Genomic DNA, 26,296 nt, shown 5'->3' with positions numbered 1-26,296 from the left:
CCGATTACCCCTGGCCGGACACGTTCGGCAGGATGTGGGGCATGACCGAGATCCGTACCCCCCGCCTCCTCCTCCGCCGCTGGACCGACGACGACCTCGTCCCCCTGTCGGAGATCAACGCCGACCCCGAGGTGATGCGCTGGATCGGCGACGGTTCCACCCTCGACCTGGAGGAGACCGCCGACGCCATCGAGCGCTGGGAGGACGAGTGGGACGAGGAGGGCTTCGGCCTCTTCGCGGTCGAGCTGCTGGCCTCCGGTGAGCTGATCGGCGCCGTCGGCCTGTCGGTGCCCGAGTGGCTGCCCGAGGTGATGCCCGCCGTCGAGATCACCTGGCGGCTCGGGCGCTCCTACTGGGGCCAGGGCTACGCCTCCGAGGCCGCCCAGGCCACCTTGGAGTTCGCACTCCAGGACCGGGGCCTGGACCGCGTCATCGCCGTCAACCGGGCGGGCAACGAGGAATCCGAGAACGTGCTGCGCAAGCTCGACATGGAGCGGGACCGCGACACGAGCCACCCCGAGTACGCCTCGATGCTGACCCTCTACAGCATCGACCTGACCGAGTACGAGGCCTGACCGGGCACGAGGCCTGACCGAGTACGAGGCCTGACCCGCCAGGGGATCCGATCGAGGTCGCCCGACGGCGCCCGGCGCGACGGCGCCCGCGCATCGGCCGATCGGAGGACCCCGGGGTCCTCCGGACCGCTCGCCGGATCCGGCCGGCGGGTCGACCGGCCGGCCGGGGGCCCGGGACCACCATGGAACCGGGGGAGAGGGCGGACCCGTACACCGCCCCGCCCCGGACCCGGGAGGGACACCATGAACCCGCACGACCGAGCCCTGTGGGACGCCGCCGCCCGAGGTGACGCGCCCGCCGTCGCCGCCGCCCTCGCGGCCGGCGCGACCGTGGACGCGCGGGACGAGCAGCTCCGCACAGCACTGCTGATCGCCGCACTCGGCGATCACGTGGCCGTCGCCGAACTGCTGATCGCCGCCGGCGCCGACCCCGACGCCCCGGACTCCCGGGAGGACAGCCCCTGGCTGGTCACCGGGGTCACCGGGAGCGTCCCCATGATGCGGGTGCTGCTCCCCGCCGGACCGGACCTCGGCCAACGCAACCGCTTCGGCGGGATCTCGCTCATCCCGGCCGCGGAGCGCGGGCACACCGCGTACGTCCGGGCCGTGCTGCGCGAGACCGACATCCGCGTCGACCACGTCAACCGGCTCGGCTGGACCGCGCTGCTGGAGGCGGTGATCCTCGGCGACGGCGGGCCCCGCCACGAGGAGATCGTGGCCCTGCTCCTGGAGGCGGGGGCGGATCCGGGTCTCGGCGACCTCGACGGGGTGACCGCGTACGAGCACGCCGTGCGGCGCGGCTTCGACGGGATGGCCCGGCTGCTGGGCGAGGCCCGGCGATGAGGGTGCCCCGGGCGACGGAGCACGGGACGCGGCGCATACGACGCACGGCCCTCGCGATCGCCGCGACGGCGCTCCTGACGGCCGGCTGCACGGCGCCCCCGGACGGCACCGAGCGGGTCCATCCGCTGGAGGGCCCGCACGAGGACGTGGCCGGCCCGGGGGGCATCAGAGGACGGCGATGCCCAGCGGACGCGACCCCGCCGGGAGCCGGTGGGTCCGGCCGCTGTCCAGGTCGACGGCGCCGCACGCCCGAGGGATCAAAGGTGGGCTTAGGGAAGTCATAAGTTCTGTTTATGGGGTCATAACCAGGGGGCGGGTGCCGGGTTAGGGTGGCCTTAGTTTAGGGTTCCTTTGATCAGTCTGTTTTTCGGTCGAAGGGAACCCACACATGCCTCGCCCTCTGCGGGTAGCAATCGTCGGCGCCGGCCCCGCCGGCATCTACGCGGCAGACGCGCTGCTGAAGTCCGAGGCAGCCGCCGAGCCGGGCGTGTCCATCGACCTCTTCGAGCGGATGCCCGCGCCCTTCGGCCTGATCCGGTACGGCGTCGCCCCCGACCACCCCCGCATCAAGGGCATCATCACCGCGCTGCACCAGGTGCTCGACAAGCCGCAGGTCCGTCTCTTCGGCAACGTCGACTACCCCAACGACATCTCCCTCGACGAGCTGCACGCGTTCTACGACGCCGTCGTCTTCTCCACGGGTGCCACCGCCGACCGCGACCTGCGCATCCCCGGTGTCGAGCTCGACGGCTCCTACGGCGCCGCCGACTTCGTGTCCTGGTACGACGGCCACCCGGACGTCCCGCGCACCTGGCCGCTGGAGGCGGAGAAGGTCGCCGTCCTCGGCGTCGGCAACGTCGCGCTCGACGTGGCGCGCGTCCTCGCCAAGACGGGCGACGAACTGCTCCCGACCGAGATCCCCGCCAACGTGTACGAGGGCCTCAAGGCGAACAAGGCGCTGGAGGTGCACGTCTTCGGTCGTCGCGGCCCGGCCCAGGCCAAGTTCAGCCCCATGGAGCTGCGCGAGCTCGACCACTCGCCGACCATCGAGGTCATAGTCAACCCCGAGGACATCGACTACGACGAGGGCTCGATCGCCACCCGCCGCTCCAACAAGCAGGCGGACATGGTCGCCAAGACCCTGGAGAACTGGGCGATCCGGGACATCGGTGACCGCCCGCACAAGCTCTTCCTGCACTTCTTCGAGTCGCCCGTCGAGGTGCTCGGCGAGGACGGCAAGGTCGTGGGCCTGCGCACCGAGCGCACCGAGCTCGACGGCACCGGCAACGTCAAGGGCACCGGCGCCTTCACCGACTGGGACGTCCAGTCCGTCTACCGCGCCGTCGGCTACCTCTCGGACGAGCTGCCCAAGCTCCCCTGGGACGTCGAGTCCGGCACCGTCCCGGACGAGGGCGGCCGGGTGATCGAGGCCGGCGAGCACCTCGCGTCCACCTACGTCACCGGCTGGATCCGCCGCGGCCCCGTCGGCCTCATCGGTCACACCAAGGGCGACGCGAACGAGACCGTCGCGAACCTCCTGGCCGACCACGCCGAAGGCCGGCTGCTCACCCCGGCCACGCCCGCCCCGGAGGCCGTCGAGGCCTTCCTCGTCGAGCGGGAGGTCCGTTTCACGACGTGGGAGGGCTGGTACCGCCTGGACGCCGCCGAGAAGGCGCTCGGTGAGCCGCAGGGCCGCGAGCGAGTGAAGATCGTCGAGCGCGAGGAGATGCTCGACGCGAGCGGCGCGTAATCGAACGCGTGAGGGGGGCCCACCGCCGGTGGGCCCCCCTCACGCGTCGCGGCGACGGATCAGTCCGTGATGGACGTGATCTTCTTCGTCTTCAGGTCGGCCTGGACGTGGATCCGCGTCGTGTCCCCGCCGCCCCACGTGAGGGTCACTGTGGCGTTGGTCCTGCCCGCGCCGCTGCCGGTGGAGTCGACCTTCCACTGCGTCGGCACGTTCTGGGCGCGCAGCACCCCGTTCGCGTGGTTGGTCTCCTCCCACTTCTTCAGCTCGGCCCGCAGGGGCGCGGAGAGGGAGAAGGAGCGCAACTGGTCGGCCGTCTTGCCGTCGTGGTCGTAGACCGCGTCGATGTACGAACCGTAGAAGTCCGCGATACGGGTGAACGCGCCCTCCGGGCTGCCCGACACCGACGGCAGCGCCGCGGCGGCCTGCCCGGCGCGCGGAGCGGCCCCGTCCGCGGACGCCGCGGAGACGAAGGCGAGGGAGAGGGTCGCCACGGCCGCGGCGGCCGTGGTGGTGATCGCGATGGCGGTGCGCCTGCTCACGTGCTTGGACATCGTTGGTGCCTTTCCCCGTGGTCCGATGCGTGCCGGTGGCATCCCCGGCACTGCCCTGATCGACGTCACGGGCCCCGCGGTGGTTCTTCGATCGAGCGAAAATGGCCGAAAAGAGGACACGCGTGGCGGACCGGGCACTACGCGGGTGACCCGAGACAGCGCAGGGCCGCCGCGGTCAGCGCCCGCACCCCAGCCGGCAGCGCCGTGCGCGCGTCCGGCGCGAAGTCCGGCGCGTGGTTCGCCGGCAGCGCGGCCAACTTGGCCGCCGCGTCCCCGCCGGGCGCCGCCGCCCAGGCGCCGGGCCCCACCACCCCGAACATCCAATAGGCGAGCCGCACCCCCGACGCGCCGTGCCACTCCCGGCCGGCGTCACCGAACAGCCCGAAGTCCTCCGTGGCCAGGGTCGGCGGCCACATCGCCACCCGCTCCGCGCCGAACTCCGCCGCGTGGGCGCCGCGTACCGCCGCGGTCGTCGCCGGGTCGGGATGCGTGACGGGCGAGGTCGACACCCGCTGGATCTCCGGGTCGCGGGGGCACCCCGACGCCGCGCACTCGGCGCGCACGATCCGCTCGACCGCCCCGGCCGCCCGGGTCAGGGCGGCGTCCCCCGCCGCCCGCACGGTGATCCCCAGCTCGGCCCGGTCCGGCACGACGTTGGCCCGTTCACCCGCCCGCAGCGACCCGACCGTGACGGCCACCTGCTCGGAGGGGGCCGCCTCACGGGCCACCACCGTCTGGAGCCGCGTCACGACGTGCGCGGCCGTCACCACCGGATCGACCGTCAGGTGCGGGGCGCCGGCGTGCCCGCCCCGCCCGTGCACCACGACCCGGAACGTGACGCTCCCGGCGGTCATCGGACCGTAGCCGTGCGCCACCATCCCCGCCGGCAGCGGGGCCGCGTGCTGGGCCAGCGCCACGTCCGGGACCCCGACGCGCTCGTAGAGCCCGCCGGCGAGCATCGCCCGCGCGCCCTCCAGGGTCTCCTCGGCGGGCTGCCCGACGACCACCAGCGTCCCGCGCCAGGCCCCCGCATCCGCGCGGGCCAGCAGTTCGGCCGCCCCGGCCGCCGCGGCCAGGTGGAGGTCGTGGCCGCAGGCGTGGGCCGCCTCGCCCTCGCTCGCGTACGCCAACCCGGTGGTCTCCCGCACGGGCAGCGCGTCCAACTCGGCGCGCAGCAAGACCACCGGCCCCTCACCGCGCCGCAACACCCCGGCCACGCCGTGCCCGCCGATCCCGCGCACGGTCCGGTACCCGGCGGCCTCCAGGCGGTCGGCGAACCGCGCGGCCGTGCGCCGCTCGTCGCCCGACAGCTCCGGATGTCGGTGCAGATCGAGGTAGAACACGGTCAACGGCCTGAGCAGGTCGGGAAGTCCGGCGAGGACGGCGCCACTGGTCATTCCCCCATGATCGACCGATCGGGCGGGATCGGGGGAGACAGGGCGCTGACACTTCCTGTCAGAGAGATGACAGCGGGAGGCCGGGTGAGGTGACGGCGCGACCGGTTCTGATGGAAGGGCACCACGACAAGGGCACCACAACCACCGCCCTCGACCGAAGGAGTCACCATGGAGAAGTCCCCCCTCGCCTCGCTCGCCGACGAGATCCTGGAGCTGGAGTCCGAGACCTTCGAGATCTCCGACTACTCGGACGCCAGTGAGGTCGTGCTCGCCGGTTCCACGAGCTGCAGCTCCACGTCGACCTGTTCCTCGACGACCAGCACCACCTCCTGCAGCGCCTGACCCGAGCGCGGGAACGCCCCGGCCCCCCACGCGGGGGCCGGGGCGTCGTTCGTCGCCGGGGTGCCAGGGGATGCCGGGGCGCCCGGGGACGCCGGGATGTCAGGGGAACGGGTGCGGCACCATCCGGATGTCGGCGTCCGTCAGGTCCGTCCCGCGCAGTCCCGCCCGCCGGGCCGCCGTCCTCAACCGGGGCATGTACGGGGCCCGTTGCCGCAGCCAGCCGAAATCGATCGGCAGTAGTCCCGGCACGATCGCGCACACCGTGCGCAGTTCCGCCCGCAGTTGCTCCGGCGTCGTCTGGTCCACCACGATCACCTCGTGCCCGGCGCGCGCCAACTCCCCGACGACCCACAGCAGATCGTCGCGGAGGTCACCCGACGCGGTCCGGCCGAGGCGCCCGGCGGGCGGGTCGAGATCCGCCAGGGGGCGAACGGCCGGCGGGTCCAGGTAGGTCCCCACGTGCGGGGCCATCTCGGGCAGACCGTACACCTGCGCGTGGTCCTTCAGGTGCCGCACCCGAGCGAAGTCCGCCGCCATGGCACGCAGTTCGCCCAGCCGCTCCGCCACCTGGCCGGGCAGGTGCGGAATGTAGGTGAGCACCTCCGACAGGGCGGCCTCCACCGCCGCCGCCGGTTCCAGGGCCGCTCCCGCGCCGAAGGAGAACAGGCCCGGCCCGCCGTCGCGACGCACCGCCAGCGCGGTCACCACCGGGACAGCCATGTCGATCCGGTTGTCGAAGGCGTGCACGTCGTAGCCCTGGAGGGCCGCCCGATCCACCATCATGCGGACCGCGGCGCCCGGTACCGACGCCAGGTCGATCTCCGGCAGCCGCTGCCCGCCGTACCAGGCCAACAGGAAGGCGTCGCGCTCGATCAGTTCGAGCAGCGCCCCGAGCAGCGCCTCCTCCACGCTTCCGCCGATGGCGCAGCCGTTGGAGCACTCGAAGACGAAGTTGTCGGCCTTTACCCCCGCGCTGTAGTGCACCAGCCGGGCCGGCACCAGCACGGGCCGGTCCGCACCGAGCGCGTGCCCGTACACCCAGGGGATGGGGCGCCGCGGATCGAACGGGGAGACCAGCGGGTCGTCCCGGTAGGTGGCGGGCGCGTAGAAACCGCACAGCGCCGGATCCAACGCCCGATCACCCAACTCCGCGTAGGAGGCGATCAGCAGGGAGCTTCCCGTCCTGCGATGGGTCCCCGCGTACCGCTCCAACCCCTCCAGGAACGCGAGGTCGCGGCTCGCCTCGAAACTGTTGGCCTGACCGCTCCAGGTGACGTCCGTCAGGCCGGCGTAACCGCGCATGAACACGCTGCCCGCCACCGGCGCGGTGGTGGGGGAGGTGACGTTGATCCAGGTGCCCCCGCCCAGCACCCCTGTTACCGGATTGGCCAGCGCCTCCCGCGGCATCGGGTACGAGGAGGCCGCGCGCAGCCGTTGCGCGCCCGGGTGGGGTTTGGGGCGCGACCGCGCGACGAACGGCCGGGGCTCGTCGGTCCCGCGCGGTCCGCAGTCCGGACACAGCGGGTCGGCGGCCAGCGGATGGTGGGTGACCGCCAGCGTCTCCAGGTCCAACCGGGACACGCGCGGCAGCGCCCGGTCCGCCGCCGACGGGCCGACCTCGGCCACCTCCCCGCCGAAGACCGCGCGGTGCAGGGCGTGGACGGCATCCCGCGCGAACGCGGTCAGCCAGGGCCGCTCCCGGGCCGCCGGGACCGGCGTGCCGACGCCGGTCTCCAGCGCGTCCCGCTCGCTGCGGCTGCGCAACCGCTGCCGCCGCATCGCCAGACACTGACCGCAGGCCGGGGCCGTACCGTCGCCGCCCCAGGGGCCCACCAGCACGTCCCGCGCGGTCAGGTGCACCGTGGCGGCCGGCCGGACCCCGGCGAAGGGGTCGGCGGCGCGCGGTCCGAGGGCGTCGTGGGCCCCGAGGGTGACCACCGTCGCACCGAGCCCGGCGAGGGCCCCCGCAAGCTCCCGGCGGGCCCGCTCCAGCGGGGCCCCGTCGGGGGCCGAGGGCGCCGTCGACCGGGGCGCCCCGGATCCCGGGCCCGTCGGCTCCGGGGTCGTCGACTGCGGGCCCGTCGGCTGCGGGGTCGTCGCGCCCGCGAGGGTCCCGGTCATGCCTGGTTGCTCCACCGGAAGGTCTTCAGACCGATGGCCCCGAACAGGAGGGCGAACCCGGCCAGGGCCGCGCACCCGACACCGATCGTCGCGAGCGAGCCCGATCCCGTCAGCGAGCCGGTCGCGGCGTCGTTGAGGTACCGCAACGGCAACACCCGGGAGACCGACCGGAGCCAGGACGGCATCATGTCCAGCGGCAGGAACGAGCCGGACAGGAAGGCCATCGGCACCATCATGCAGTTGGCGATGGCCGCGACCGCCTCGGGAGTGTTCGCGTAGGTGCCGACGATCACCCCGATCGCCATGAAGGCGGTGATCCCCAGCACCAGCGCGGGCAGCACCAACGGCCAGCGCCCGTCCAGTTCCAGCCCGAAGCCGGGCAGCATCGCCACCGCGACGAACACGGCGGCCTGCACCACGCCGACGACCAGCGCCAGGACGTACCGGGAGGCGAGCACCGTGGTCAACGGGGTCGGCGTCAGCCGGATCAGCCGCAGCAGGTCGTCGCGCCGCCACTGCATGAGGGTGAAGGCGATGCCGAACACCGCGGCGTTGGCGACGCCCCACGACATCACGCCGGGCGCGATGTACGAGATGTAGGGGCGGCCGCTCTCCTCGACGTCCTGCCCGCTGAAGATCAGCCCGAAGACGACCAGGAAGAGGAGCGGGAAGGCGAAGGTGAAGAAGAGGGTGGCCTTGTCCCGGACCTGCGCCCGGTAGCCGGCTGCGGTCAGGGCCGTGTACGCGCTCATGCCTGGGACTCCGTCGGGTGGTGGTGTGCTGCGCCGGTCAGTTCGAGGTAGACGTCCTCCAGGGTGGCCGTCCGGGTCATGACCCCGTCGAGCCCGGTGAGCCCGTCCAGGGCCTGGAGGACCTTGCCGGGCACGGCGGTCTCCAGGACCAGCGAGCCGCCCTGGAGGTCGGCCCGGTCCACCCCGGGCAGCGCCGAGGCCTCCTCGACGCCGATCCTGCCGAGGGGCAGCAGCAGCCGGGCCGGGGCCCCGGCCGCCGTGACGAGCCGGTGCGGCGAGTCCAGGGCGGCCACCTTGCCGGCGACCAGGATCGCCACCCGGTCGCACAACGCCTCGGCTTCGTCGAGGTGGTGGGTGGTGTAGACGATGGTGCGGCCCTCGCCCTTGAGGGTGCGCAGCACCTCCCACAGGTCACGGCGGGCCTGTGGGTCGAGGGCGGCGGTCGGCTCGTCCAGGAAGATCAACTCGGGGTCGTGGACCAGGGCCGAGGCGATGGCCAGGCGCTGGCGCTGCCCCCCGGAGAGGTTCTCGACCAGCACCCCGCCCTGTTCGGTCAGCGCGACCGTCTCCAACGTGCGGGCGGCGGCGGCCCGGTCGCGGCGGTAGAGACCCGCCACGGTGGAGAGGTGTTCGAGGGCGGTCTGTCGTACGAAGAAGGCCGACGCCTGGGTCTGCACGCCGATGCGGGGCAGCAGCGCGGTGTTGCGCGGCCAAGGGCTCTGGCCGAGGACCCGGACGGTGCCCGAGTCGGCCTGGCGCAGTCCTTCCATGATCTCGATGAGGGTGGTCTTGCCCGCGCCGTTCGGGCCGAGCAGGCCGAAGAACTCGCCGCGGCGCACGTCGAGGGATATCCCGTCCACGGCCTGCCGGTCGCCGTAGCGCTTGTGGACGTCCTCGATGGTGACGGCGGACTCGTCGGCCGGCCGGTTGCTGTCAGTTGTCATGGGATGTGCGGTTCCCTCGGTGTCGGGATCGGAATCGGTGCGGGTCGTGCGAGGAGTGGAATCGGTCGGTTCGGTTTCGGGGTCGAGGTCGGGGACGGACACGGGTCGGGGTCAGGTCGCGGTGGCCACGGCGTACCAACAGGCGGCCGCCGCGCCGCAGAGGAGCAGCAGCACGAGGACGGCCGAACCGACGCCGTACGCGAGGTAGATCCGGCGGGCCCGCACGGGGTACGCGGCCGCGGCGGTCCGGTCGCGCAGCCGCAGCCGCAGGTACGTCGAACCGGCCGGAGCCAGCCGGGTCACCCGCAGGCCGTGGCCGAGCATCGTGTAGCCGTCGAGCGGCGGCAGCGGAAGGAGGTTGACCAGCGCCTGGACACTGCCGAGGAGCAGCAGCGCCCCCAGCACCCGGCCGGTGGGGTCGCCGACCGGCAGGGCGGCCCACCATCCGAGGAAGGGCAGCAGGAACAGCAGGTTGGCGAAGGCCCCCGCCCCGGCGACGGCCAGTTGGTGACGACGGCGGCGCAGGTAGCGGTAGTTGTCGACGGTGCAGTACATGAGGGCGGCGGGCAGCCGCCACCGCAGCCCGATCTCGCCGACGCTCCCCCCGACGTGGCGGGCGGCCACCCCGTGCGCGAACTCGTGCAGGGCGGTGCTGAGCCACATGAGCGTGGCGACGGCCAGCAGCGGCACCGGACGCGAGAGCAACCACCACAGGTCGCCCACGAGCCGGCCCGCCGACGCGGCGAGCACTCCTTCCATGGCGAGGCAGACCACCAGCAGCGCGACCAGCACCACCGGACGCAACACGGGCCGGAGGAACCGGTGCAGCCGGGCGGTCGTGGCGTCCGCGTCGGAGACCAGCCGCAGCGTGCCCCGCAGCAGGGTTCCGGTGCGTTGCGGCCCCGGGCCGGCCGCCGGTTCGGGCGGTGGCCCGCCGGCGAGCAGCCGCCGCGTACCGAGCAGGCCCAGCAACTGCTGCCAGTTGCGTTCGCCGAGCCTGCGCCCGAAGGCCTGGGCGTAGGCCTCGCCGATCTCAGCGAGGCTGCGCCGCCCGTCGAGCCGCGAGACGAGGAAGAACTCCTTGGGTCCGATCTCGAACGAGGCACCGGACACGGGGTCCTTGACCAGGTGGACGGTCGCCGCGCCGTTGAGCAGCGGCGGCGACAGCAGGATCCCGGGCCGCAGCGCGGGCCGGTGGGCCAACATCCCCGAGGGCGCGGGGGCGGTCACGGCCGGGCCGCCTCGGCCGCCCCGCTGCCCACGCCCTCCCGCAGCACCCGACCCAACAGGTGGGCGAGGTAGGCCTCGTCCCGGATCGTCACGTGCAGCCGGTTGTTGGTCATGTGCATGTACGGGGACAGCAGCAGCGGCAGCGCCACCGCCGGATCCGTCACCCGCTCGTCCCGGGTCCCGTCCCAGGAACGGAACACCAGCTCCCCGGAGGCCGCCAGCCCCCCCGCCCGCTCGCGCAGCTCCCGGCAGTGCTCGGCCCACCCGGCCAGGAACGCGGGCAGCCGTCCGGTCTCCCCGGACCCGAGCGCCTCTCGGACGGCCGCGAACCTGCGGGCGATCCCCGGCGCGCTCTGCCCGTACGTGCGGTCGTACTCGGCCGAACCGATGAAGCCGGTCCCCGGGAACGCCCGGTGCCAGAACTCGTAGTAGCGGTCCAGATAGCCGCCGAGCTCCTCCCGATCGGGCAGGAAGACCCCGGCCATCACCATCATCAGCTGCGCCGACGTGCCCAACAACACGGTCCGCAGGTGCAGGTTCATCGTGCCCAGCGCCTCCATGACGAGATCACTGGAGTGCGCGAAGTGCCATTCGGCCAGCTCGACCCCGGCCGGGCCGCCGTACTTCCCGTACTCGGGCTCGTACGGCTCGTACGCGTACGAGTTGTTGGGCCGCAGGTTCATCCGGCCGTCCGGCCCCATGAAACCGGCGCGGTCGCCCTCGGGGAACTCGATGTCGAAGAGCGTGTTGTAGAACTCGTTGAGGAAGCCCGAGTCCACCTCGTACAGCGCCGGCCGGGCCTTCAGGAACGCGGCGACGGCCTCCTCGGTGCGGCGCCGCACCTCCGGGGCGGCCTGCGGGGTCACGGGCCGCAGGCGCAACCGCACGTGCGGGCCCTCCAGCCAGTAGTTGATGAAGAAGTGGCCGGCGAGCAGTCCGTCCTCGGTGAGCGAGGCGATCAACGGCCGCACGCACCGCACCAGCAACGGCTGTGGGTTGGCGGCGTAGAAGACGTGCACCGCCTGCCATTCACCGCGCGTCTCGGTCAGCTCTGACATCGGGAACCGCCTTCCGGGCGTCGGTCGGGGGAGAGGGGCGACTGCGAGGGATCCGGGAGATCCGGTGGACCCGGGAGGTTCGAGGGGGTCGGGACGGTGAAGGTCTCCACGGCCAGTTCCGCCACGTGGGCGCCCGCCGAGGTGTACGTGTGCAGCCCGTCGGGGTCGGGCAGCATCTCGCGGAAGACGACCCGGTGCCCCGGATCCCGCAACAGCGACTCGAAGACGGACAGGGAGAGCAGCGACGCGAAGTCGACGTACTGAGGTTTCGCCCCGAGCGCCGACGACCCCGCCGACACGGTCGCGAACACCCGCTCGGGCAGCCCGTGCGTCCGGCGCCAACGCTGCCACTCCACGAAGTGCGCGGCCTCCCGCGCTCCCGACACCGGCAGCGCACCGGCCGTCGTGCTCCACGAACGCCGACTGAGCACCAGGTCCCCGTGAACGACCCGGGGCCGTGAGGTCACCCCGTCACGCGCCGGACCCTCCGGCACCCCCGCCCACACGTCCAGCGGCGACATCGACGACGGGGACAGCAGCAGCAGGGTGCGCGGGATCGCGGGAAGGGCCAAGGGGACCAGGTACCCCAGGTAGACGGGGATCACCTCGCGCCCCAACCGCCGCGAACGCAGGGCCACCCGCCCGGTCCCCGGATCGTGCTCGGCGTACAGGTCGCCGAGGTCCAGCCGGCGGTCCTCGGGCAGGGTCCCGCTCTCGCCCGGGCAGACGATCTCGTAGTCGGTCAGCGGTTCGTGCAGATTCAGGTTGGTCGTCACCGGCCCGCCGGTCACCTCCGCGAACACCGCGCCCCCGGGGGTCACCCGGGAGGCCGTCGCGCGCAGCTCCCCGGCGAGGTCCGGGCGTCCGCCCGGCTCCTCCTCGTACACGTGCGTGAACCGGCTGAAGGGGAACGACAGACCGCCGTACGAGCGGTTCAGCACGGTCATCCGCTCGCCCGTGGCGGGATCCCGGGCGAACTGCAGATGGTGGCAACGCGGCGCGAACCCGGTCGCCACGCCGTCCAGTTCGGCGGCGACGGCCGCCACGTCCTCCTCGGTGAGCCGCAGCCCGGCCCCGCCGTCCTCCCCGTGGGCCGACCAGCGCGCCCGCATCCGCGTCACGAACGCCCGCCGCGCCGCGTCCAGCGCCCGGAGCCCCGACAGGCCCAACCAGTTCTCCTCCGGCACGTACTCCCCGTGCGCGTCGAACGGGGTGCGCCGGGCCGTGAACGACAGGTACTGGTCGAAGAAGTCCTCGTGGAAGTCGTGCACCAGACCCAACAGGTCCTCACAACGACCGCCCGCACCGTACCGGGCGGTGAAGAACCCCTCGAAGGTGATCCGCTGCGCCAGCGTGAGGTCGAAGGCGGGCAGGATCCGCTCGACGGAGCGCAGCGCGCCCCCGTCCGCCGTCCAGTCGGGCGCCGGGCACGACAGGTCACGGCCCGCGCTCACGTCCTCGTACAACAGGGTCTGCGGCAGCGCCGTGTCCGGCGGGGCCCCCAACTCCCGTGCCACGGACCCCAGATCGGCGCGCAGGGTCCGCAGCAGGGCGGCCCGCTCCGCCGGCCCGGCGAGCGGGTAGCGCTCCAACACCCGCGCCGGCCCGTCCAGGGCCGCGGCGAGGTCGTCGGCCCACGGCCGCTCCAGGGCGGCCAGCGACCGCCGGAAGGCGGCGAGCGGATCACCGTCGTGGACCTCGGTGTCCAGGCACGGCACACGGACCATGCCCACCTCGATCAGGGCCGACACGTACGCCTCGCACTCGGCCGGCGCCGCACCGTGCTCCGCCGCCAACCAGTCGGCGAGCTCGCGCCGGCGCAGCTCGGGCCGGTCCGCGAACAGGGCGAGCAGCCGGTCCAGGGTGCCGCTGCGCCGCAGGAAGAACAACCGGTCCCGGACGGCGTCGAAGGTGACCGCCGCGGTGTCGTCCCCCGGCGTGACCGAGCGGCGGACGTACCGGATCCGCTCGTCCTCGCGCCCCCAACCGGAAGCCGGCCGCAGCGGCAGGTCCAGGCGGCGCACCGGGTCGGCGAGGATCAGCTCGGCGAGCCGGGCGAGTACCACCACGTTCAGCCGTACACGACTGCTCCACCGGTCCTCGGCACGGATGCCCTCGGTGCCCCCGTCGGCCCGGAACCGACCGGTCGCCACCGCGGTGAAGGTGCTGAACGGGCTGGTCTTGCAGGCGGTGCGGTACACGTACGACAGCGCCGACCGCTCCACCTTGCGCAGGCGACCGCCCGGCTCGCGGCCGTCCGAGGTCGCCGCCGCGTACGCGTCGAGCTGCGCCTCCAACACCGGCGAGGCCAACAACAGCCCGTGCCGCACCCGCTCGTCGGCGAGCAGCCGACGCAGCGCGTCACGACCGCGCCGCAGATCCGCGGCGAGCAGCGCCTCCCCGTCGCCCCGCAGCTTCTCCAGCGCCCCGCGCCGCTCCAGCCAGCCGGCCAGCCGGTGCCCGACGTCCCCGTCCAGCCCGGCCACCACCCGCACGGCCGCGTCCGGATCGGCGGGCGCCCGCCCGTTGTGGACCAGGCGCCGCAACCGCAGCAGTTCCCGGCGCAGGGCCGCGCCCGGCCCGCCGGGCGCGGGGTCGGTCGCGCCGACCGCCCGGTGCAGCAGGTCACCGAGGAGCTCCGCCTCCGCGCGGACCACGTCCTCGGCGCTCAGCACATCGGCGGCCCAGCGCAGGGTGTCCGCGCCGCGCAGCCCGTCGACCGAGCTCAGGGGCAGCCCGGCCACGCGCAGCATGAAGCGGTCGCCCGCGTGCCAATCGGTGGTGTTCATCCTGAACGTCCTGGTTCTCTCGTCGTCGGTCCGAAGGAGCGCGCCGCGGTGCGGCTCAGGCGATCTCATGACGGAAGTCGGCGGGCCGGGGCCGCTCGTGGCCGAGCAGCATGATCAGCAGAGCGGCCTCGTCGGTCCCCGTCAGCCCCAACTCCTCGGCGTACGAGATGTTGTCGAAGCCGAGGGCCACCCCCGCCCCCAGGTCGTGCGCGGCGGCGCTGGTGTAGAAGGTCTGGGCGACCGCGCCGACTGCCGCGCCGACGAGCCGGTACCCGCGGTCTCCCACCGCGTCGAGCACCGCGGCGGTCCGTACGGTCGGCACCAGGACGGCGCCCGCCTGCTCCAGGTTGTAGTTGGAGAGGAAGTAGTTGCGCTGGAGGAACGGCCCGGGGGGACCGGGAACCACCAGCCGCAGGACGTGCCCGTCCGGATCGTAGGCGTACGCGCCCGGCTCGACGCCCTCCACGTGATTGACGAAGACGTACAGCGCGGTGAGCCGCGGCCCGTCCGGCCCCTCCGCCTCGCTGCCCACCGCGGCCGCGGCGCAGTCGGCCAGCACGGCGGCCAACCGATCGGCGGCCACCGCCCGGGTCGCGTCGAACCGACCGAAGCTGCTGCGCCGTGCCCGCAACGCCGCGGTGACATCCCTGACGGGGGGCGCCGCCGGCGGCAGCGGCACCGGGACGCCGCCGACCGGCGGCCGCGCGGCGGCGGCGTCGAGCGCCCCGGGCGCGGGCCGGTCCCCGGCGTGTCCGAGGGTGGCGGCGTGGATCCGGCCGGCGGTCTCGAAGGTCAGGACGGTACGCGAACGCTCGGCGTCCCGGTGACGGACGGCGGGAGCCGGGGCGGGGGGTTCGCTCGCCCCGGAGGCGGTACCCGCCGGCCGGGCGGCCGAGGGCGCCGGCAGCGCCGTCGCGGCGCCCGCCCACTCCAGCGGCACGACCGCGAAGATCCCCTCCTCGTGCGGGACCACACCGAGCAGCCGGGCCAGCCGCTCCTCGTCGAACCAGAGGGCCGGCGCGATCCGCAGACCGCGCTCCCGGGCCCACAGCCGCCAGGTCTGGAGCACGGTGCCCACGTCCATGCTCACGGCGTGGAAGGAGAAGTTGTTGTACTTGAAGGCGTTCTGCCAGTACTTGACGCTCAGGACCAGGTACTGGCCGGAGCCCGAGAGATCCCCTCCCAGCGCCGCGCCGACCTCCGCGCCCACCTCGCCGGTCAACAGCCGCCGCAGCCCGTGCTGGTGCGGCGCGTAGTGATACACGCCGGGCGTGAGCGGGCCGCCCCCGCCCGCCACCCAGTACACGCCGACCGGGTACAGGCCACCCCCGGACGCGGTGCCCCGCGACCAGTTGGCGTGCGTGTAGTGCGGAAGCGCCGCCAGGTCGGTGTTGGCCTGCACGCCCAGCCGGCGGCCGGTCAGACCGTAGGAGTCCCGCAGCATCCCGGACAGCAGCGGCAGGGTGAACACGCCCTCCCCGGGGCCGGGTTCCGGCTCGGGCAGCGGCAGGGTCTCGGCACCCGGGTAGAACTTCGCGTCGCGCGGGCGGTCCGCCCAGTCGGGCACGAAGTCGACGGGCTCCATCGGCACCCGGCCCCGGTGCATGATGGCGTCGGCATAGTCATGGGCGAAGCCCACACGTCCTCCTACGGTCGTCGGTGGTCGGCGGATACGGTCGAAACGACGGACGGAACGTCAAGGAAAGGGATGTGGCGCCGGGTTGAAGTCTCCGGGCGCCCCATCACGGGATCCGGTCGGCCGCGTGAACTCCCGCAGCCGGGGCATCCCGAGCGCCCGCTGCCGCGACCATCCGAAGTCGATCGGCAGCAGTCCCGGCACCAGCACGCTCACCGTGTGCAGGCCGAGCGCCCGCTGTTCGGGCAGGGTCTGGTCGACCACCACGACATCGAACCCGGCGCCGGTCACGGCCCCGACACACCGGTCCAGGTCCTCGCGGACGTCCGTCGACACGCCCTCGCCCGAGGCGTCCGGCCAGGACAGGTCCGACACCGGGGCCGGCGGCCGGTCCCGCGGCCCGCGCAACAGGAAATCGGCGTGTCGGCCCATCTCCGGCACCCCGTACACCAGCGGGTGGTCGTGCAGCGCCGTCACCAGGTCGAAGTCGGCGGCCATGGCCCGCAACCGGGCCTCGTCCCGCTCCGTCCGGCCGGCCAGGTTCACGGCGTCGGTCGCGATCTCGCACAGCGCGGAGTCCAGGGCCGACTCCGGGTCCAGACCGGCCCCCGCCCCGAAGCACATCCGGCCGAGCCCCCCGTCGAAGCGTTCCGCGACGGCGGTCACCACCGGGATCGGGAAGTCGACCCGGGTGTCGAAGAACCGCGCCCGGTACCCGTACAGGGCGAGCCGGTCGACCATGGCCCGCGTCGAGGCCCGGGTGCTGGTCGCCGGGTCGATCTCGGGCAGCCGGCGCCGCCCGTACCAGGCGAGCAGGAACGCGTCCCGCTCGACGACCTCCATCAGCCCGAAGTAGCAGGCCTCGGCCAGACTCCCGCCGGAGGCGCACCCGTTGGAGCTCTCCTGTACGAACCGGTTCTCCAGACCCGGCGCGTGGTAATAGGTCAGGATCTCCGGCACCAGTCGGGGTTCCCGATCGCGCAGCGACCAGCCCCACACCCACGGAATCTCCCGATCGGGGTCGAAGGGGCGCACCCGCGGGTTGTCCCGGTGGAAGTCCGCGCCGTACAGGCCGACCTCGCGCGGATCGACGGCCCGTCCCGCGAACTCGGTGAGGGAGCCGCGCACGCTCGTCACACGGGACCGCGCGCGCATCCCCGCGTACCGCTCCAGCCCCTCCAACACCCCGACCAGCGCGCTGCGTTCGAACGACTCCGTGTGGCCACCCCAGAACGTCTCGCGCAGGTACTCGCCCGACCGCATGGAGAAGCAGCCGATCGTCGCGGAGGTGGAGGTGGAGGAGACGTCCTGGACCAGGGAGGGCCCCAACGCCCCGCACAGCGGGTTCGCGAAGGCCCCCACGTCGATGCCGTACTCCTCCACGCGCCGGGTACGGAACACTCCCGGCCGGTACTTCACCGCCGGCGCGGGTGCCGGCGACCGGGCCGCGTCCACGACGGGAACGGCGCACACCGGACACTCCGGGTCGGGCACCAGCGGATGGCGTCGGACCGTGCCGGTCCGCAGGTCCAGCACCCGCACCTCGGGGAACGGCCCGGACACCGGGCCCGCGCCGGATGCGACCCCCGCGACCAGCGCCGCGAGGACATCGGCGGCGAAGGCGTGCGCGTACGGCCACTCACCCGCCGGCCGGGTGCCGCCGCCCAACTCCAGCGCGTCCCGCAGCGCCACGGAACGGACGCCCTGCCACCGGCGCTCCAGACAGTGCCGGCAGCCCGCCCCGCCCGCCGGTCGTGCGACCGGACCGACGACGGCCTGATGGCCGTACAGCCAGACGGGCACGGCCTCCGGGGAGGCGTCCACCCCGTTCTCCGGGGCGGCGTCCACCCCGGGCGAGGACCCGCCGGGACCGGCGAACGCGTCCCGCACACCGAGCGTCGACAACCGCACGGGCGGCGCGCCGAGGGCGTCCAGCGACCGTCGCAGCAGGTCGGCGAACCGCCCGGCCGCCTCGGCCCCGAGCCCGTCCACGAGCGCGCTACGCGTCATCGCGGGGCTCCCGCGCCGCGGTCAGCAGCACCCGCACGGTGTGGATGCCCACGCCGGCCACGTCGGCCGACCCGGTCCCCACCACGTACGCGTCCCGTCCCGCCGCCTCGAGGCGCGCGGCCACCGCGCTCCAGTCGGTCGTGGCCCCGCCCTCGACGGGGGCGGCCTCGCCGGCCACCGCGAGCGCGCGCGGGTCCAGGTCCCGCAGCAGCGGATCACCGGCGTCAACGGGGGCGCCCCCCACTGTCGCGTCGGCCTCGTACTGCGCCGCGCCCAGCAGTTCCCGCAGCGCCTCCACCGCGGCCGTACGCCGATCCAGTCCGGCGCCGACCGCCCAGCGCACCCTGGCCCGGGCCAGCATCACCTGCGCACCGCTGTGCGCGCCCTCGCCCAGGTCCAGGAGTTCCACCGACAGCCCCAGCCGGTCCGCGGACCGTACGAGGAACACCAGCTCGGCGTCCGACCCCTCGGCATCCGGCCCGTCCGGGTCGGGCAGCGGCGCGAGCGCGGCGCCCCCGCCCCGCACCACGCGCAGCAGCGCCGCGTGTCCCAGGGCGGAGAGCAGACCGGCGGCGGCGGCGTCGGCCGTCGAGGGACCGGCGCCCGCCCCGGCCCGGGTCCGCTCGAAGAGCCGGTCCGCGTTGTACGGCCCGAACGGTCTGACCGCGCCCGCGGGCACCAGCGCGGGTTCCTTCGTGAGCAGGGACAGGGCCCGCTCGTAGGCGTGGACCCCGCCCGGCAGCCCGCTCGCGAGGGCCAGCGCCGCCGCCTCGACGACGGGCAGCGACCCGTCGTCGACCAGGGGGCCGCGTGCCGGAACCACGTGTTCGGCGTACACCAGCGCGGCCGCGTCCAGCGCGCGCATCCGCGCCCCGGCGACGTGGTGGACATCGAAGGCGGCCACCGAGCGCCGGCCGCTGTGACCGATGCCCAGCTCGACCACGCCGATCTTCAAAGGCAGTTGGGTCAGGGCCTCGTCGGCGTACCGGGTGAACACCCCGGCGCGAGGCCGCACCAGCGTGGAGCGCCGGTTCAGTTCCTCCACCAGGGCGTCGGCCTCGCGGGCCGTCTCCACCGTGGGCAGCGACACCGCACCCGACGCGCCGGCCGCGGCGAGGTCCACCGGCTCCGTCTCGCCGGGAGCGGACTCCGCGCAGAACGGACATCGCGGATGGCGCGGCAGCGGCTCGGCGGTGACGTCCAGCGACTCCACGTCCTGGATCAGGAGCCGGCCGGAGGTCTCCGCCGGCAGGGCGCCCGAGGCCGTGCGGAACACCTCGTATCCGAGCAGGTTGCCGATCATCGCGGCCAGCGGCCCTCCCGGCACCGGGCCGACCGGCGCCGGAGCCCCCGGCAGGGCCAGCCCGCTCCACAGCTCGGCCGCGGCCCCGGCGGTGTCCCCGTTCGCGCCGAGTCGCAGGGCCGCGCAGGCCCAGCACCCCGTCGTCCCGTGAGCCATCAACGGGCCGACGACGGCGTCGGTGCCGTACGACCAGGCCGGCAGGAGGGTACGGCCCTCGGGTATGCCGGCGCGCAGCAGGGGCAGCAGTCGGGCCGCCGCAGCCGTCCCACCCGTGACCACCACGGTGTCGAAGCCGTCCAACGCGGCCCAACCGGGTTCCGCCCCGAGGTCGGGCAGCGGCCGCACCTCCACCGGCGCGCCGTCGGCCGTGGCCTCCGCCGCCTCCCGCTCGATCTCCCCGAGGTCCGGGCCCGGCAGCACGCCGACGAGGGCGGAGCCGTTGCGCACCAGGCTCAGGGCGCACCAGCGGGCGATCGCGTCGTCGCCCAGCACCGCCACCCGCGCGTCGCGGAACCGCAGGAACCGCATCTCGGCGTCGTCGGCGTAGTGGTCGGCGTACGCGATCTGCGGGGCGAAGCGCCGTGCCACGTCGGGCGGGAGGACCGGCGCCGCGTCCGTCGGCGGCTCGGTGGCGGAGCGGGCGAAGTCCCGTTCATAGAGGGTCTTGACGAGCTCGCCGAACATGGCCCGGTGGTCGTCGCCGAGCCCCTCGCACAACGCGGCGACGGTGTGCTCACCGGTGAGGTGCGGGACCACGAGCGTGGCGAACCGGTACGCGGTACGGGCGTTGAGCCGGAACCCGCCGTCGGTGTTGTGGAACAGCACGCCCTCGGGCGTCTGCGTGAAGAGCACGTCCCGGCGGATCCGGGGCCGGGTCGTGGCGACGGCTTCGTAACTGGCTTGGGACATGGGTCACCCCTGATTGCGGTCTGGGCGGTACGGGGAGCGGAGCGAACGGGTCGGGAGATGGGTGGGGGGCCGCCGGGCCCTGGGCGGGCGAGGCGGGGGGTGGGGTCGGGTGTCAGTGCGCCGGGGGAGGGGCGGTGGCACGTTCACGGGCGATGTGACGCGCGTAGCCGTGCAGAAAGGCGTGCAGACGGTACGGATGGCCCGGTGGTCCGTCCTCCAGCATCCCGGCCTCCACCAGCTGTTCCAGGACGGTCGAGGCCCCCGCGTCGGTGAGGTCGGCCCCCGGTGCGAGCGAGCCGAGGCGCAGGAACGCCTCGCGTGGCTCCGGGCCGAGGGCGGCCAGGGCCTGGCCGAACACCTCGGGCACGGAAAGCCGTGGATCCTCCGCCAGGGCCAGTCGTGCGGGAGGATCCTCCGCGAGCCACGCCGCGCAGTCGGCGATCGAGAGCCCGGGACGGGTCAGGAGCCGGCCCGCGGCGATGCGCAGTGCCAGAGGGAAGTACCCGCAGACGGAGGCCAGGTCGCGGGCCGCCTCCGCCTCGGCCGCGATCCGTTCCTCCCCGACGAGTCCGGCGAGCAGCGCGTACCCCTCGCTCGCCCCGAGGACGTCCAGGCGGTGTACGGAGCCGCCGCGCGTCGCGACGACGGCGGCGAGCCCGCGTCGGCTGCTGACCACCACGGAGGTGTCGCCCGCGGTCGGCAGCAACGGCAGTACCTGTCCGGCGCCGGCGGCGTCGTCGAGGATCAACAGCCTTCTCCCGTCGCCGGGTTCGGGCAACAGCTTGCGGGCCTCCTCGACGTCGACGGGACTTCCGTCCGACCGGGCCAACGGGATCGTGAACACCCCTCCGGGGAAGGCGTCCTGTACCTCGTACGCGCTCTGCCGGACCAGCGCCGACTTGCCGATCCCGGGCGCACCCGACACCACGACCAGCCGCGGCCCGCCGGGGGCGGTCAACCGTGCCGCGATGGCGCCGCGGTCGGCCTCGCGCCCCGTGAAACCCGTCACGGGCGCCACCCGCTCGCCGGCGGCGGACGTCAACGCCGGCGCCACCGAAGGTCTTCGCGCGGCGACGAGGGTCGGCCGCCCGAGTTCCTCGGCCCGCAGGATGGCCAGCTCCAGGCGTCGCAGTCCCGGTCCGGGATCGACTCCGAGTTCGTCGCGCAGTCGGTCCTTGACCACCCGGTACTCGGCCAGGGCCTCCGCCTGTCTCCCGGTCCGGTAGAGCGCCTCGATGAGTTGCTCGGTGAAGCGTTCGCGCACCGGATGCCGGCGGGCCCCCTCGTAGAGGTCGACGAGCACCTGGTGGCAGTTCCCGGCGGCGAGTTCCAGATCGCAGACGCGCTCCAGGACCCGCAACCGTTCCTGTTCCAGGGCGGGTACGGCGTCCCGCTGGAGCATCCGCGAGGCCACATTGGCCAAGGGCTGCCCCTGCCACAGGGCGAGCGCCGCGCGGAGTCGATACAACTCCTCTTCCTCGTCGGCAGCGGTCCTCGCCTGTCCCGCGAGAAATCGGAACAGTGCGAGATCGAGTGTCTCGACGTCATTGGCCATGCGGTATCCGCCGGGTACGGCCTCAATGGTGGTTGCGGATATGCCGTACTTGGCGAATAGCCGGCGCAGTCGCAGGACACATGTCTGAAGTGCGGCCCGTGCGGTGGCGGGGGGTTCCTCGTCCCACACGGCTCTCAACAAATAGTCGGTGGAAACCACCGTGCCCGGATGCAAGAGCAAAGCGGCGAGCAGGCTGGTTGGTTTGGATGGTTTGAGAACTACGGTTTCGGGGCCGTGGGCAATACTCAAGGGCCCCAGAAGCTGGAACCGCATGAAGGTCCCCCGTGTCGGGTCACGTATGGAGCGGAACGGCGAATGACGGGGGCGGTGGTCGGCCGAGCCCGCGAGCGAGGCCCGGGACGGAACTGGTCCATACCAAGCCTGTGGCTGCTCTTCCGCCCCCCGTTGGGCGGTGCACAAATGGAACACTACATAACGGATCTTGTGAAAGTCGAGCCATGTGCCGGCTCGAATCCGACGTGACGGGTGTTCCTCTCCTTTCCGTCACATGACCGCCCCGTGGAGTTACCGGCGGCCCGTCAAAAAGGTTCAGGCGTAAACGAATCATGAGTGTGAGGCCTGCCCGGCATGAATGAGAATCGTTATCCCGCCGGCGATATGACTGATCCTCGACGGTCGAATCCGGCCACCGTGGCCGTGATGAATCGGAGGTCGAACGCGCGTCACGCCCGACACCCGAGGCGGGCCGCCGGGACCGCACCGCACCCGTCACGGGGTCGGGGAGTCGCCCGTACGGGGGAACCGTGAAATCGAGGGCCGAGGAGCGGAATGCCGCGCGCCTCCCGGCGGTTCGGACAAGCGCGACACCCGAACTCCGCACGCACTGGAGAGCTCATGAAGATCGGCATCATCGGCGCCGGCAACATCGGCGGCAACCTCACCCGTCGGCTCACCTCACTCGGCCACGAGGTCTCGGTGGCGAACTCCCGCGGCCCCGAAACCCTTTCGGCCCTCGCCGAGGAAACCGGAGCCACCCCCGTCACGGTCGCCGACGCCGCCCGCGGCGCCGAGATCGTCGTGGTCACCGTCCCGCTCAAGAACGTGCCGGACCTGCCGGCGGGGCTCTTCGACGGGGCGGCGGACGGCTTCGCCGTCATCGACACCGGCAACTACTACCCGAAGCAGCGGGACGGCCGCATCGCCGCCATCGAGGACGAGGGCCTGACCGAGAGCCGCTGGACCCAGAACCACCTGGGCCACCCGGTGATCAAGGCCTTCAACGGCACCTACGCCGACGACATCCTCGACAAGCCGCTGCCGGCCGGCGCCCCCGGCCGGATCGCCGTCCCGGTCGCCGGAGACGACGAGACGGCCAAGAAGGCCGTCCGGGACCTCATCGACGAGCTCGGCTTCGACACCGTCGACGCCGGCGGCATCGACGAGTCCTGGCGTCAGCAGCCCGACACCCCGGTCTACGGACTGCGCGCCGGCGTGACGGCCGTCACCCAGGCCCTCGCCGAGGCCTCCCCGGAGCGCCCGGCCGAGTTCCGCGGCTGAGTCCCGGGTCGGACGAGCGGCGGCCCGCTCCCGGGTGCGACCGCCGCTCGTCCCGACCGGGGTGGGGCCCTGGAGGCACGTGTCGCCGCCTCGGAGGGGGATCCCTCACCCGGTCAGGTAAATCTGTGCTCACGAATGTAGTGATTGCAGTGCGGGAGGCCTAGTATTTCTGGCGTAGTGAGCCAGCGAAACGAAGGTGTCATGCCCCCCGAGAAGTCCCCGCTCGCCGACAGTCTCGACGATGACGACTACCCCGCCTACACGATGGGCAGGGCCGCCGAGATACTGGGCGCCACGCCCGCCTTCCTGCGCGTGATCGGAGAGGCCGGACTGGTCACCCCGCTGCGCTCCGAGGGAGGCCACCGCCGGTACTCCCGCCACCAACTGCACCTTGCCGCGCGCGCCCGCGAGCTGGTCGACGCGGGCACGGCGGTGGACGCCGCGTGCCGGATCATCGCGCTGGAGGACCGGCTGGAAGAGGCCCTGCGGGCCAACGCCCGGACGTGCGGGCCCGGCCCCGCCGGGGACGAGACCCCCTGAACGCCGGGCTGCCCGGCTCATACCTGTTGCCGCCGGTGCAGAAATTCAGCGAATACGCGTGCAGGTTTATGTGACGACAGGCCGAGACGCGAAAACCTTCCACGCTCATCGGCTAGCGCTGTGCTACTGTTCTTCTCAGTTGCAGTTGTGGTTCCCAAAGACTTCAAGTGCTCCCCCCGGATTCATTTCGGTGGGTGCACTTTTTATTTCCGGATGTTTTTTCGGACGGGGCAATCATTACTTCGACTCCGGTGCCCGCACAGTGTGGGTCCGGGTACAGCCCCAAAGGAGAATTCATATGGCATCTGGCACCGTGAAGTGGTTCAACGCGGAAAAGGGCTTCGGCTTCATCGAGCAGGACGGTGGCGGCGCTGACGTGTTCGCCCACTACTCGAACATCGCCACCCAGGGCTTCCGTGAGCTTCAGGAAGGCCAGAAGGTGAACTTCGACGTCACGCAGGGCCAGAAGGGCCCCCAGGCCGAGAACATCGTTCCCGCCTAAGCGTTGACAGATACTGCGTAGCTGGGGCCCGCACCTTGGGGTGCGGGCCCCAGCTCGTTGCTTTTTCCCAGCTCCGCCGGCCGTCACGGCCCGCGTGAGCGGCGCGGCAGCATCGTCTGCCGGAGCGCCCACGACCCGCCCGGGTGGAAGTCCGCCCGGCCGTCGCCCCCGATGCCCGGCCTGTGCCACGGCCGCCGGGCAGGGTGACGCCCCTTTCAGCAGTGAACCGTTCCGTTCCGCTCCGCGTGTTCGGTACGGCTCTGTTGTGTCATTTCTTCGGCTCGTTCTTGCGAATCCGCTGCGGCTCACGCCAATGCCAGGAATTCCTCGATACGCGCCGCATCGAGGAAGGTTCTGCATGAACCGCGCAGCTCGCACCAACGACCGCTCGTCCCGCTCCCGCACGGGGGCCTCTTCCGGTGGCTCCTACAGCTCGTCCGGCTCCTACGGTTCGTCCGGCAGCTCCTACGGCTCTTCCGGGTCCGGCAGCTCCTACGGCTCTTCCGGCGGCTCCTACGGGTCCTCCGGCGGCAGCCGCGGCAGCCGCTTCGGCTCCTCCGCGCCCAGCCGCTCCGGCGGCGGCTCCCGCTCCGGCGGGGGGAACCGCTCCGGTGGCTACGGCCGTCGCTCCGCCGCCCCGCAGGGCGAGTTCGCCCTGCCCGTGACGTTGACGCCGGCACTGCCCGCCGTCGAGGCCTTCGCCGACCTGGACATGCCCGAGGCGCTCCTCGCGGCCCTCGGCGCCCAGGGCGTCTCGGTACCGTTCCCGATCCAGGGCGCGACCCTGCCCAACACGCTCGCGGGCCGCGACGTCCTGGGCCGCGGCCGCACCGGCTCCGGCAAGACGCTCGCCTTCGGCCTGGCGCTGCTGGCCCGCACCGCCGGTCAGCGCGCCGAGCCGGGGCAGCCGCTCGCGCTGATCCTCGTACCGACCCGTGAACTCGCGCAGCAGGTCACCGACGCGCTGACGCCGTACGCCAAGGCGATGCGCCTGCGCATGGCCACCGTGGTCGGCGGCATGTCCATCGGCCGCCAGGCCGGCGCGCTGCGCGGCGGGGCCGAGGTCGTCGTCGCGACGCCCGGCCGGCTGAAGGACCTCATCCAGCGCGGGGACTGCAGGCTCAACCAGGTCGCCATCACCGTCCTTGACGAGGCCGACCAGATGGCCGACATGGGCTTCATGCCGCAGGTCACCGCCCTGCTGGACCAGGTGCGTCCCGAGGGGCAGCGGATGCTGTTCTCGGCGACCCTGGACCGCAACGTGGACCTGCTCGTGCGCCGGTACCTGACCGACCCGGTCGTCCACTCGGTGGACCCGTCGGCCGGCGCCGTGACGACGATGGAGCACCACGTGCTGCACGTCCAGGGCCACGACAAGCAGGCCGCCACGACCGAGATCGCCGCCCGCGACGGCCGCGTGATCATGTTCCTGGACACCAAGCACGCGGTGGACCGCCTCACGCAGGACCTGCTCAACAGCGGGGTGCGCGCCGCGGCGCTGCACGGCGGGAAGTCGCAGCCGCAGCGCACGCGCACGCTGGCCCAGTTCAAGACGGGCCACGTGACCGTGCTGGTCGCGACGAACGTCGCCGCCCGGGGCATCCACGTCGACAACCTCGACCTGGTCGTCAACGTCGACCCGCCGACCGACCACAAGGACTACCTGCACCGCGGTGGTCGCACCGCGCGCGCCGGCGAGTCCGGCAGCGTGGTCACCCTGGTCCTGCCGAACCAGCGCCGCGACATGGTGCGCCTGATGGCCGCCGCCGGGATCACCCCGCAGACCACCCAGGTCCGCTCCGGCGAGGCCGAACTGAACCGCATCACCGGTTCTCAGGCCCCCTCCGGCGTGCCCGTCACCATCACGGCCCCGGTCTCGGAGCGCCGTACGCGCAGTGCCGCCTCCACCCGCGGTCGGCGCAGCCGCCCGGCGCAGGCCCGGCGACGCTCGTACGACAGTGCGGCGTAACG

Annotated in this window: 20 protein-coding genes; 8 read left to right on the top strand and 12 right to left on the bottom strand. The window is 73.2% G+C overall.

Annotated features, from left to right (window positions below; genetic code table 11):
• Positions 1–41: 41 nt before the first annotated feature.
• From OG906_RS05080 to OG906_RS05070, 3 genes are all read left to right on the top strand, one after another.
• The gene (locus tag OG906_RS05080; protein ID WP_267801438.1) at positions 42–575 is read left to right on the top strand and encodes a GNAT family N-acetyltransferase; all 534 of its coding nucleotides are present in this window, start codon (positions 42–44) and stop codon (positions 573–575) included.
• A gap of 243 nt (positions 576–818) precedes the next feature.
• Positions 819–1,418 (top strand): ankyrin repeat domain-containing protein, encoded by a 600-nt coding sequence (locus OG906_RS05075; protein ID WP_329440406.1) that lies wholly within the window; start codon positions 819–821, stop codon positions 1,416–1,418.
• Between the two features lie 388 nt (positions 1,419–1,806).
• Entirely contained in the window at positions 1,807–3,168 is a 1,362-nt protein-coding gene (locus OG906_RS05070; RefSeq protein WP_267801439.1) for an FAD-dependent oxidoreductase, read from the top strand.
• A 59-nt stretch (positions 3,169–3,227) separates the two neighbouring features.
• Here OG906_RS05070 and OG906_RS05065 read toward each other — a convergent pair whose 3' ends face one another.
• Both OG906_RS05065 and OG906_RS05060 read right to left on the bottom strand, forming a co-directional pair.
• Positions 3,228–3,719 (bottom strand): hypothetical protein, encoded by a 492-nt coding sequence (locus OG906_RS05065; protein ID WP_329440401.1) that lies wholly within the window; start codon positions 3,717–3,719, stop codon positions 3,228–3,230.
• A 137-nt stretch (positions 3,720–3,856) separates the two neighbouring features.
• Positions 3,857–5,116, bottom strand: a complete 1,260-nt coding sequence (locus OG906_RS05060; RefSeq protein ID WP_329440399.1) for an amidohydrolase — start codon at positions 5,114–5,116, stop codon at positions 3,857–3,859.
• 168 nt (positions 5,117–5,284) lie between these two features.
• Here OG906_RS05060 and OG906_RS05055 point away from each other — a divergent pair, with 168 nt between their 5' ends.
• Positions 5,285–5,458, top strand: coding sequence for a thiazolylpeptide-type bacteriocin (locus OG906_RS05055; protein ID WP_007268044.1), 174 nt, complete (start codon positions 5,285–5,287; stop codon positions 5,456–5,458).
• A 99-nt stretch (positions 5,459–5,557) separates the two neighbouring features.
• On the opposite strand, the gene OG906_RS05050 is transcribed toward OG906_RS05055, so the two are convergent.
• The 10 genes from OG906_RS05050 to OG906_RS05005 form a co-directional block, all read right to left on the bottom strand.
• Positions 5,558–7,579 (bottom strand): TOMM precursor leader peptide-binding protein, encoded by a 2,022-nt coding sequence (locus OG906_RS05050; RefSeq protein ID WP_329440397.1) that lies wholly within the window; start codon positions 7,577–7,579, stop codon positions 5,558–5,560.
• Positions 7,576–8,331 (bottom strand): ABC transporter permease, encoded by a 756-nt coding sequence (locus OG906_RS05045; RefSeq protein WP_266953228.1) that lies wholly within the window; start codon positions 8,329–8,331, stop codon positions 7,576–7,578. The genes OG906_RS05050 and OG906_RS05045 overlap by 4 nt, the downstream gene beginning before the upstream one ends.
• Positions 8,328–9,275 (bottom strand): ABC transporter ATP-binding protein, encoded by a 948-nt coding sequence (locus OG906_RS05040; RefSeq protein ID WP_329440393.1) that lies wholly within the window; start codon positions 9,273–9,275, stop codon positions 8,328–8,330. Before OG906_RS05040 ends, OG906_RS05045 begins: the two co-directional genes overlap by 4 nt.
• 111 nt (positions 9,276–9,386) lie before the next feature.
• Positions 9,387–10,481 carry a peptidase M50 gene (locus OG906_RS05035; RefSeq protein ID WP_443067447.1) on the bottom strand — a complete coding sequence of 365 codons (1,095 nt, stop codon included), beginning with the start codon at positions 10,479–10,481 and terminating at the stop codon, positions 9,387–9,389.
• A gap of 20 nt (positions 10,482–10,501) precedes the next feature.
• Entirely contained in the window at positions 10,502–11,563 is a 1,062-nt protein-coding gene (locus tag OG906_RS05030) for a lantibiotic dehydratase C-terminal domain-containing protein (RefSeq protein WP_329440389.1), read from the bottom strand.
• Positions 11,551–14,352 (bottom strand): lantibiotic dehydratase, encoded by a 2,802-nt coding sequence (locus OG906_RS05025; protein WP_329440387.1) that lies wholly within the window; start codon positions 14,350–14,352, stop codon positions 11,551–11,553. Before OG906_RS05025 ends, OG906_RS05030 begins: the two co-directional genes overlap by 13 nt.
• 55 nt (positions 14,353–14,407) lie before the next feature.
• The gene (locus OG906_RS05020) at positions 14,408–15,991 is read right to left on the bottom strand and encodes a SagB family peptide dehydrogenase (RefSeq protein WP_329440385.1); all 1,584 of its coding nucleotides are present in this window, start codon (positions 15,989–15,991) and stop codon (positions 14,408–14,410) included.
• A 57-nt stretch (positions 15,992–16,048) separates the two neighbouring features.
• Positions 16,049–17,998: a TOMM precursor leader peptide-binding protein gene (locus tag OG906_RS05015; protein WP_329440383.1), complete on the bottom strand. Its 1,950-nt coding sequence runs from the start codon at positions 17,996–17,998 to the stop codon at positions 16,049–16,051.
• Positions 17,988–20,210, bottom strand: coding sequence for a TOMM precursor leader peptide-binding protein (locus tag OG906_RS05010; RefSeq protein ID WP_329440381.1), 2,223 nt, complete (start codon positions 20,208–20,210; stop codon positions 17,988–17,990). Before OG906_RS05010 ends, OG906_RS05015 begins: the two co-directional genes overlap by 11 nt.
• Positions 20,211–20,322: 112 nt before the next feature.
• The gene (locus OG906_RS05005; protein ID WP_329440379.1) at positions 20,323–22,038 is read right to left on the bottom strand and encodes an AfsR/SARP family transcriptional regulator; all 1,716 of its coding nucleotides are present in this window, start codon (positions 22,036–22,038) and stop codon (positions 20,323–20,325) included.
• Between the two features lie 516 nt (positions 22,039–22,554).
• On the opposite strand from OG906_RS05005, the gene OG906_RS05000 reads away from it, so the two are divergent.
• From OG906_RS05000 to OG906_RS04985, 4 genes are all read left to right on the top strand, one after another.
• The gene (locus OG906_RS05000; protein ID WP_324289646.1) at positions 22,555–23,283 is read left to right on the top strand and encodes an NADPH-dependent F420 reductase; all 729 of its coding nucleotides are present in this window, start codon (positions 22,555–22,557) and stop codon (positions 23,281–23,283) included.
• Positions 23,284–23,484: 201 nt separating this feature from the next.
• The gene (locus tag OG906_RS04995; protein ID WP_329440376.1) at positions 23,485–23,823 is read left to right on the top strand and encodes a MerR family transcriptional regulator; all 339 of its coding nucleotides are present in this window, start codon (positions 23,485–23,487) and stop codon (positions 23,821–23,823) included.
• A 298-nt stretch (positions 23,824–24,121) separates the two neighbouring features.
• Positions 24,122–24,325 carry a cold-shock protein gene (locus tag OG906_RS04990; protein WP_030228921.1) on the top strand — a complete coding sequence of 68 codons (204 nt, stop codon included), beginning with the start codon at positions 24,122–24,124 and terminating at the stop codon, positions 24,323–24,325.
• Between the two features lie 358 nt (positions 24,326–24,683).
• A complete protein-coding gene (locus tag OG906_RS04985; protein WP_329440374.1) occupies positions 24,684–26,294 on the top strand; it encodes a DEAD/DEAH box helicase in 1,611 nt (536 codons plus the stop codon).
• The last annotated feature ends 2 nt before the right edge of the window (positions 26,295–26,296 follow it).

The organism is Streptomyces sp. NBC_01426 (assembly GCF_036231985.1).
Taxonomy (GTDB): Bacteria; Actinomycetota; Actinomycetes; order Streptomycetales; family Streptomycetaceae; genus Streptomyces.
The sequence above is the reverse complement of the archived record's forward strand: the minus strand, read 5'-3'. Positions and strand labels throughout refer to the sequence as shown.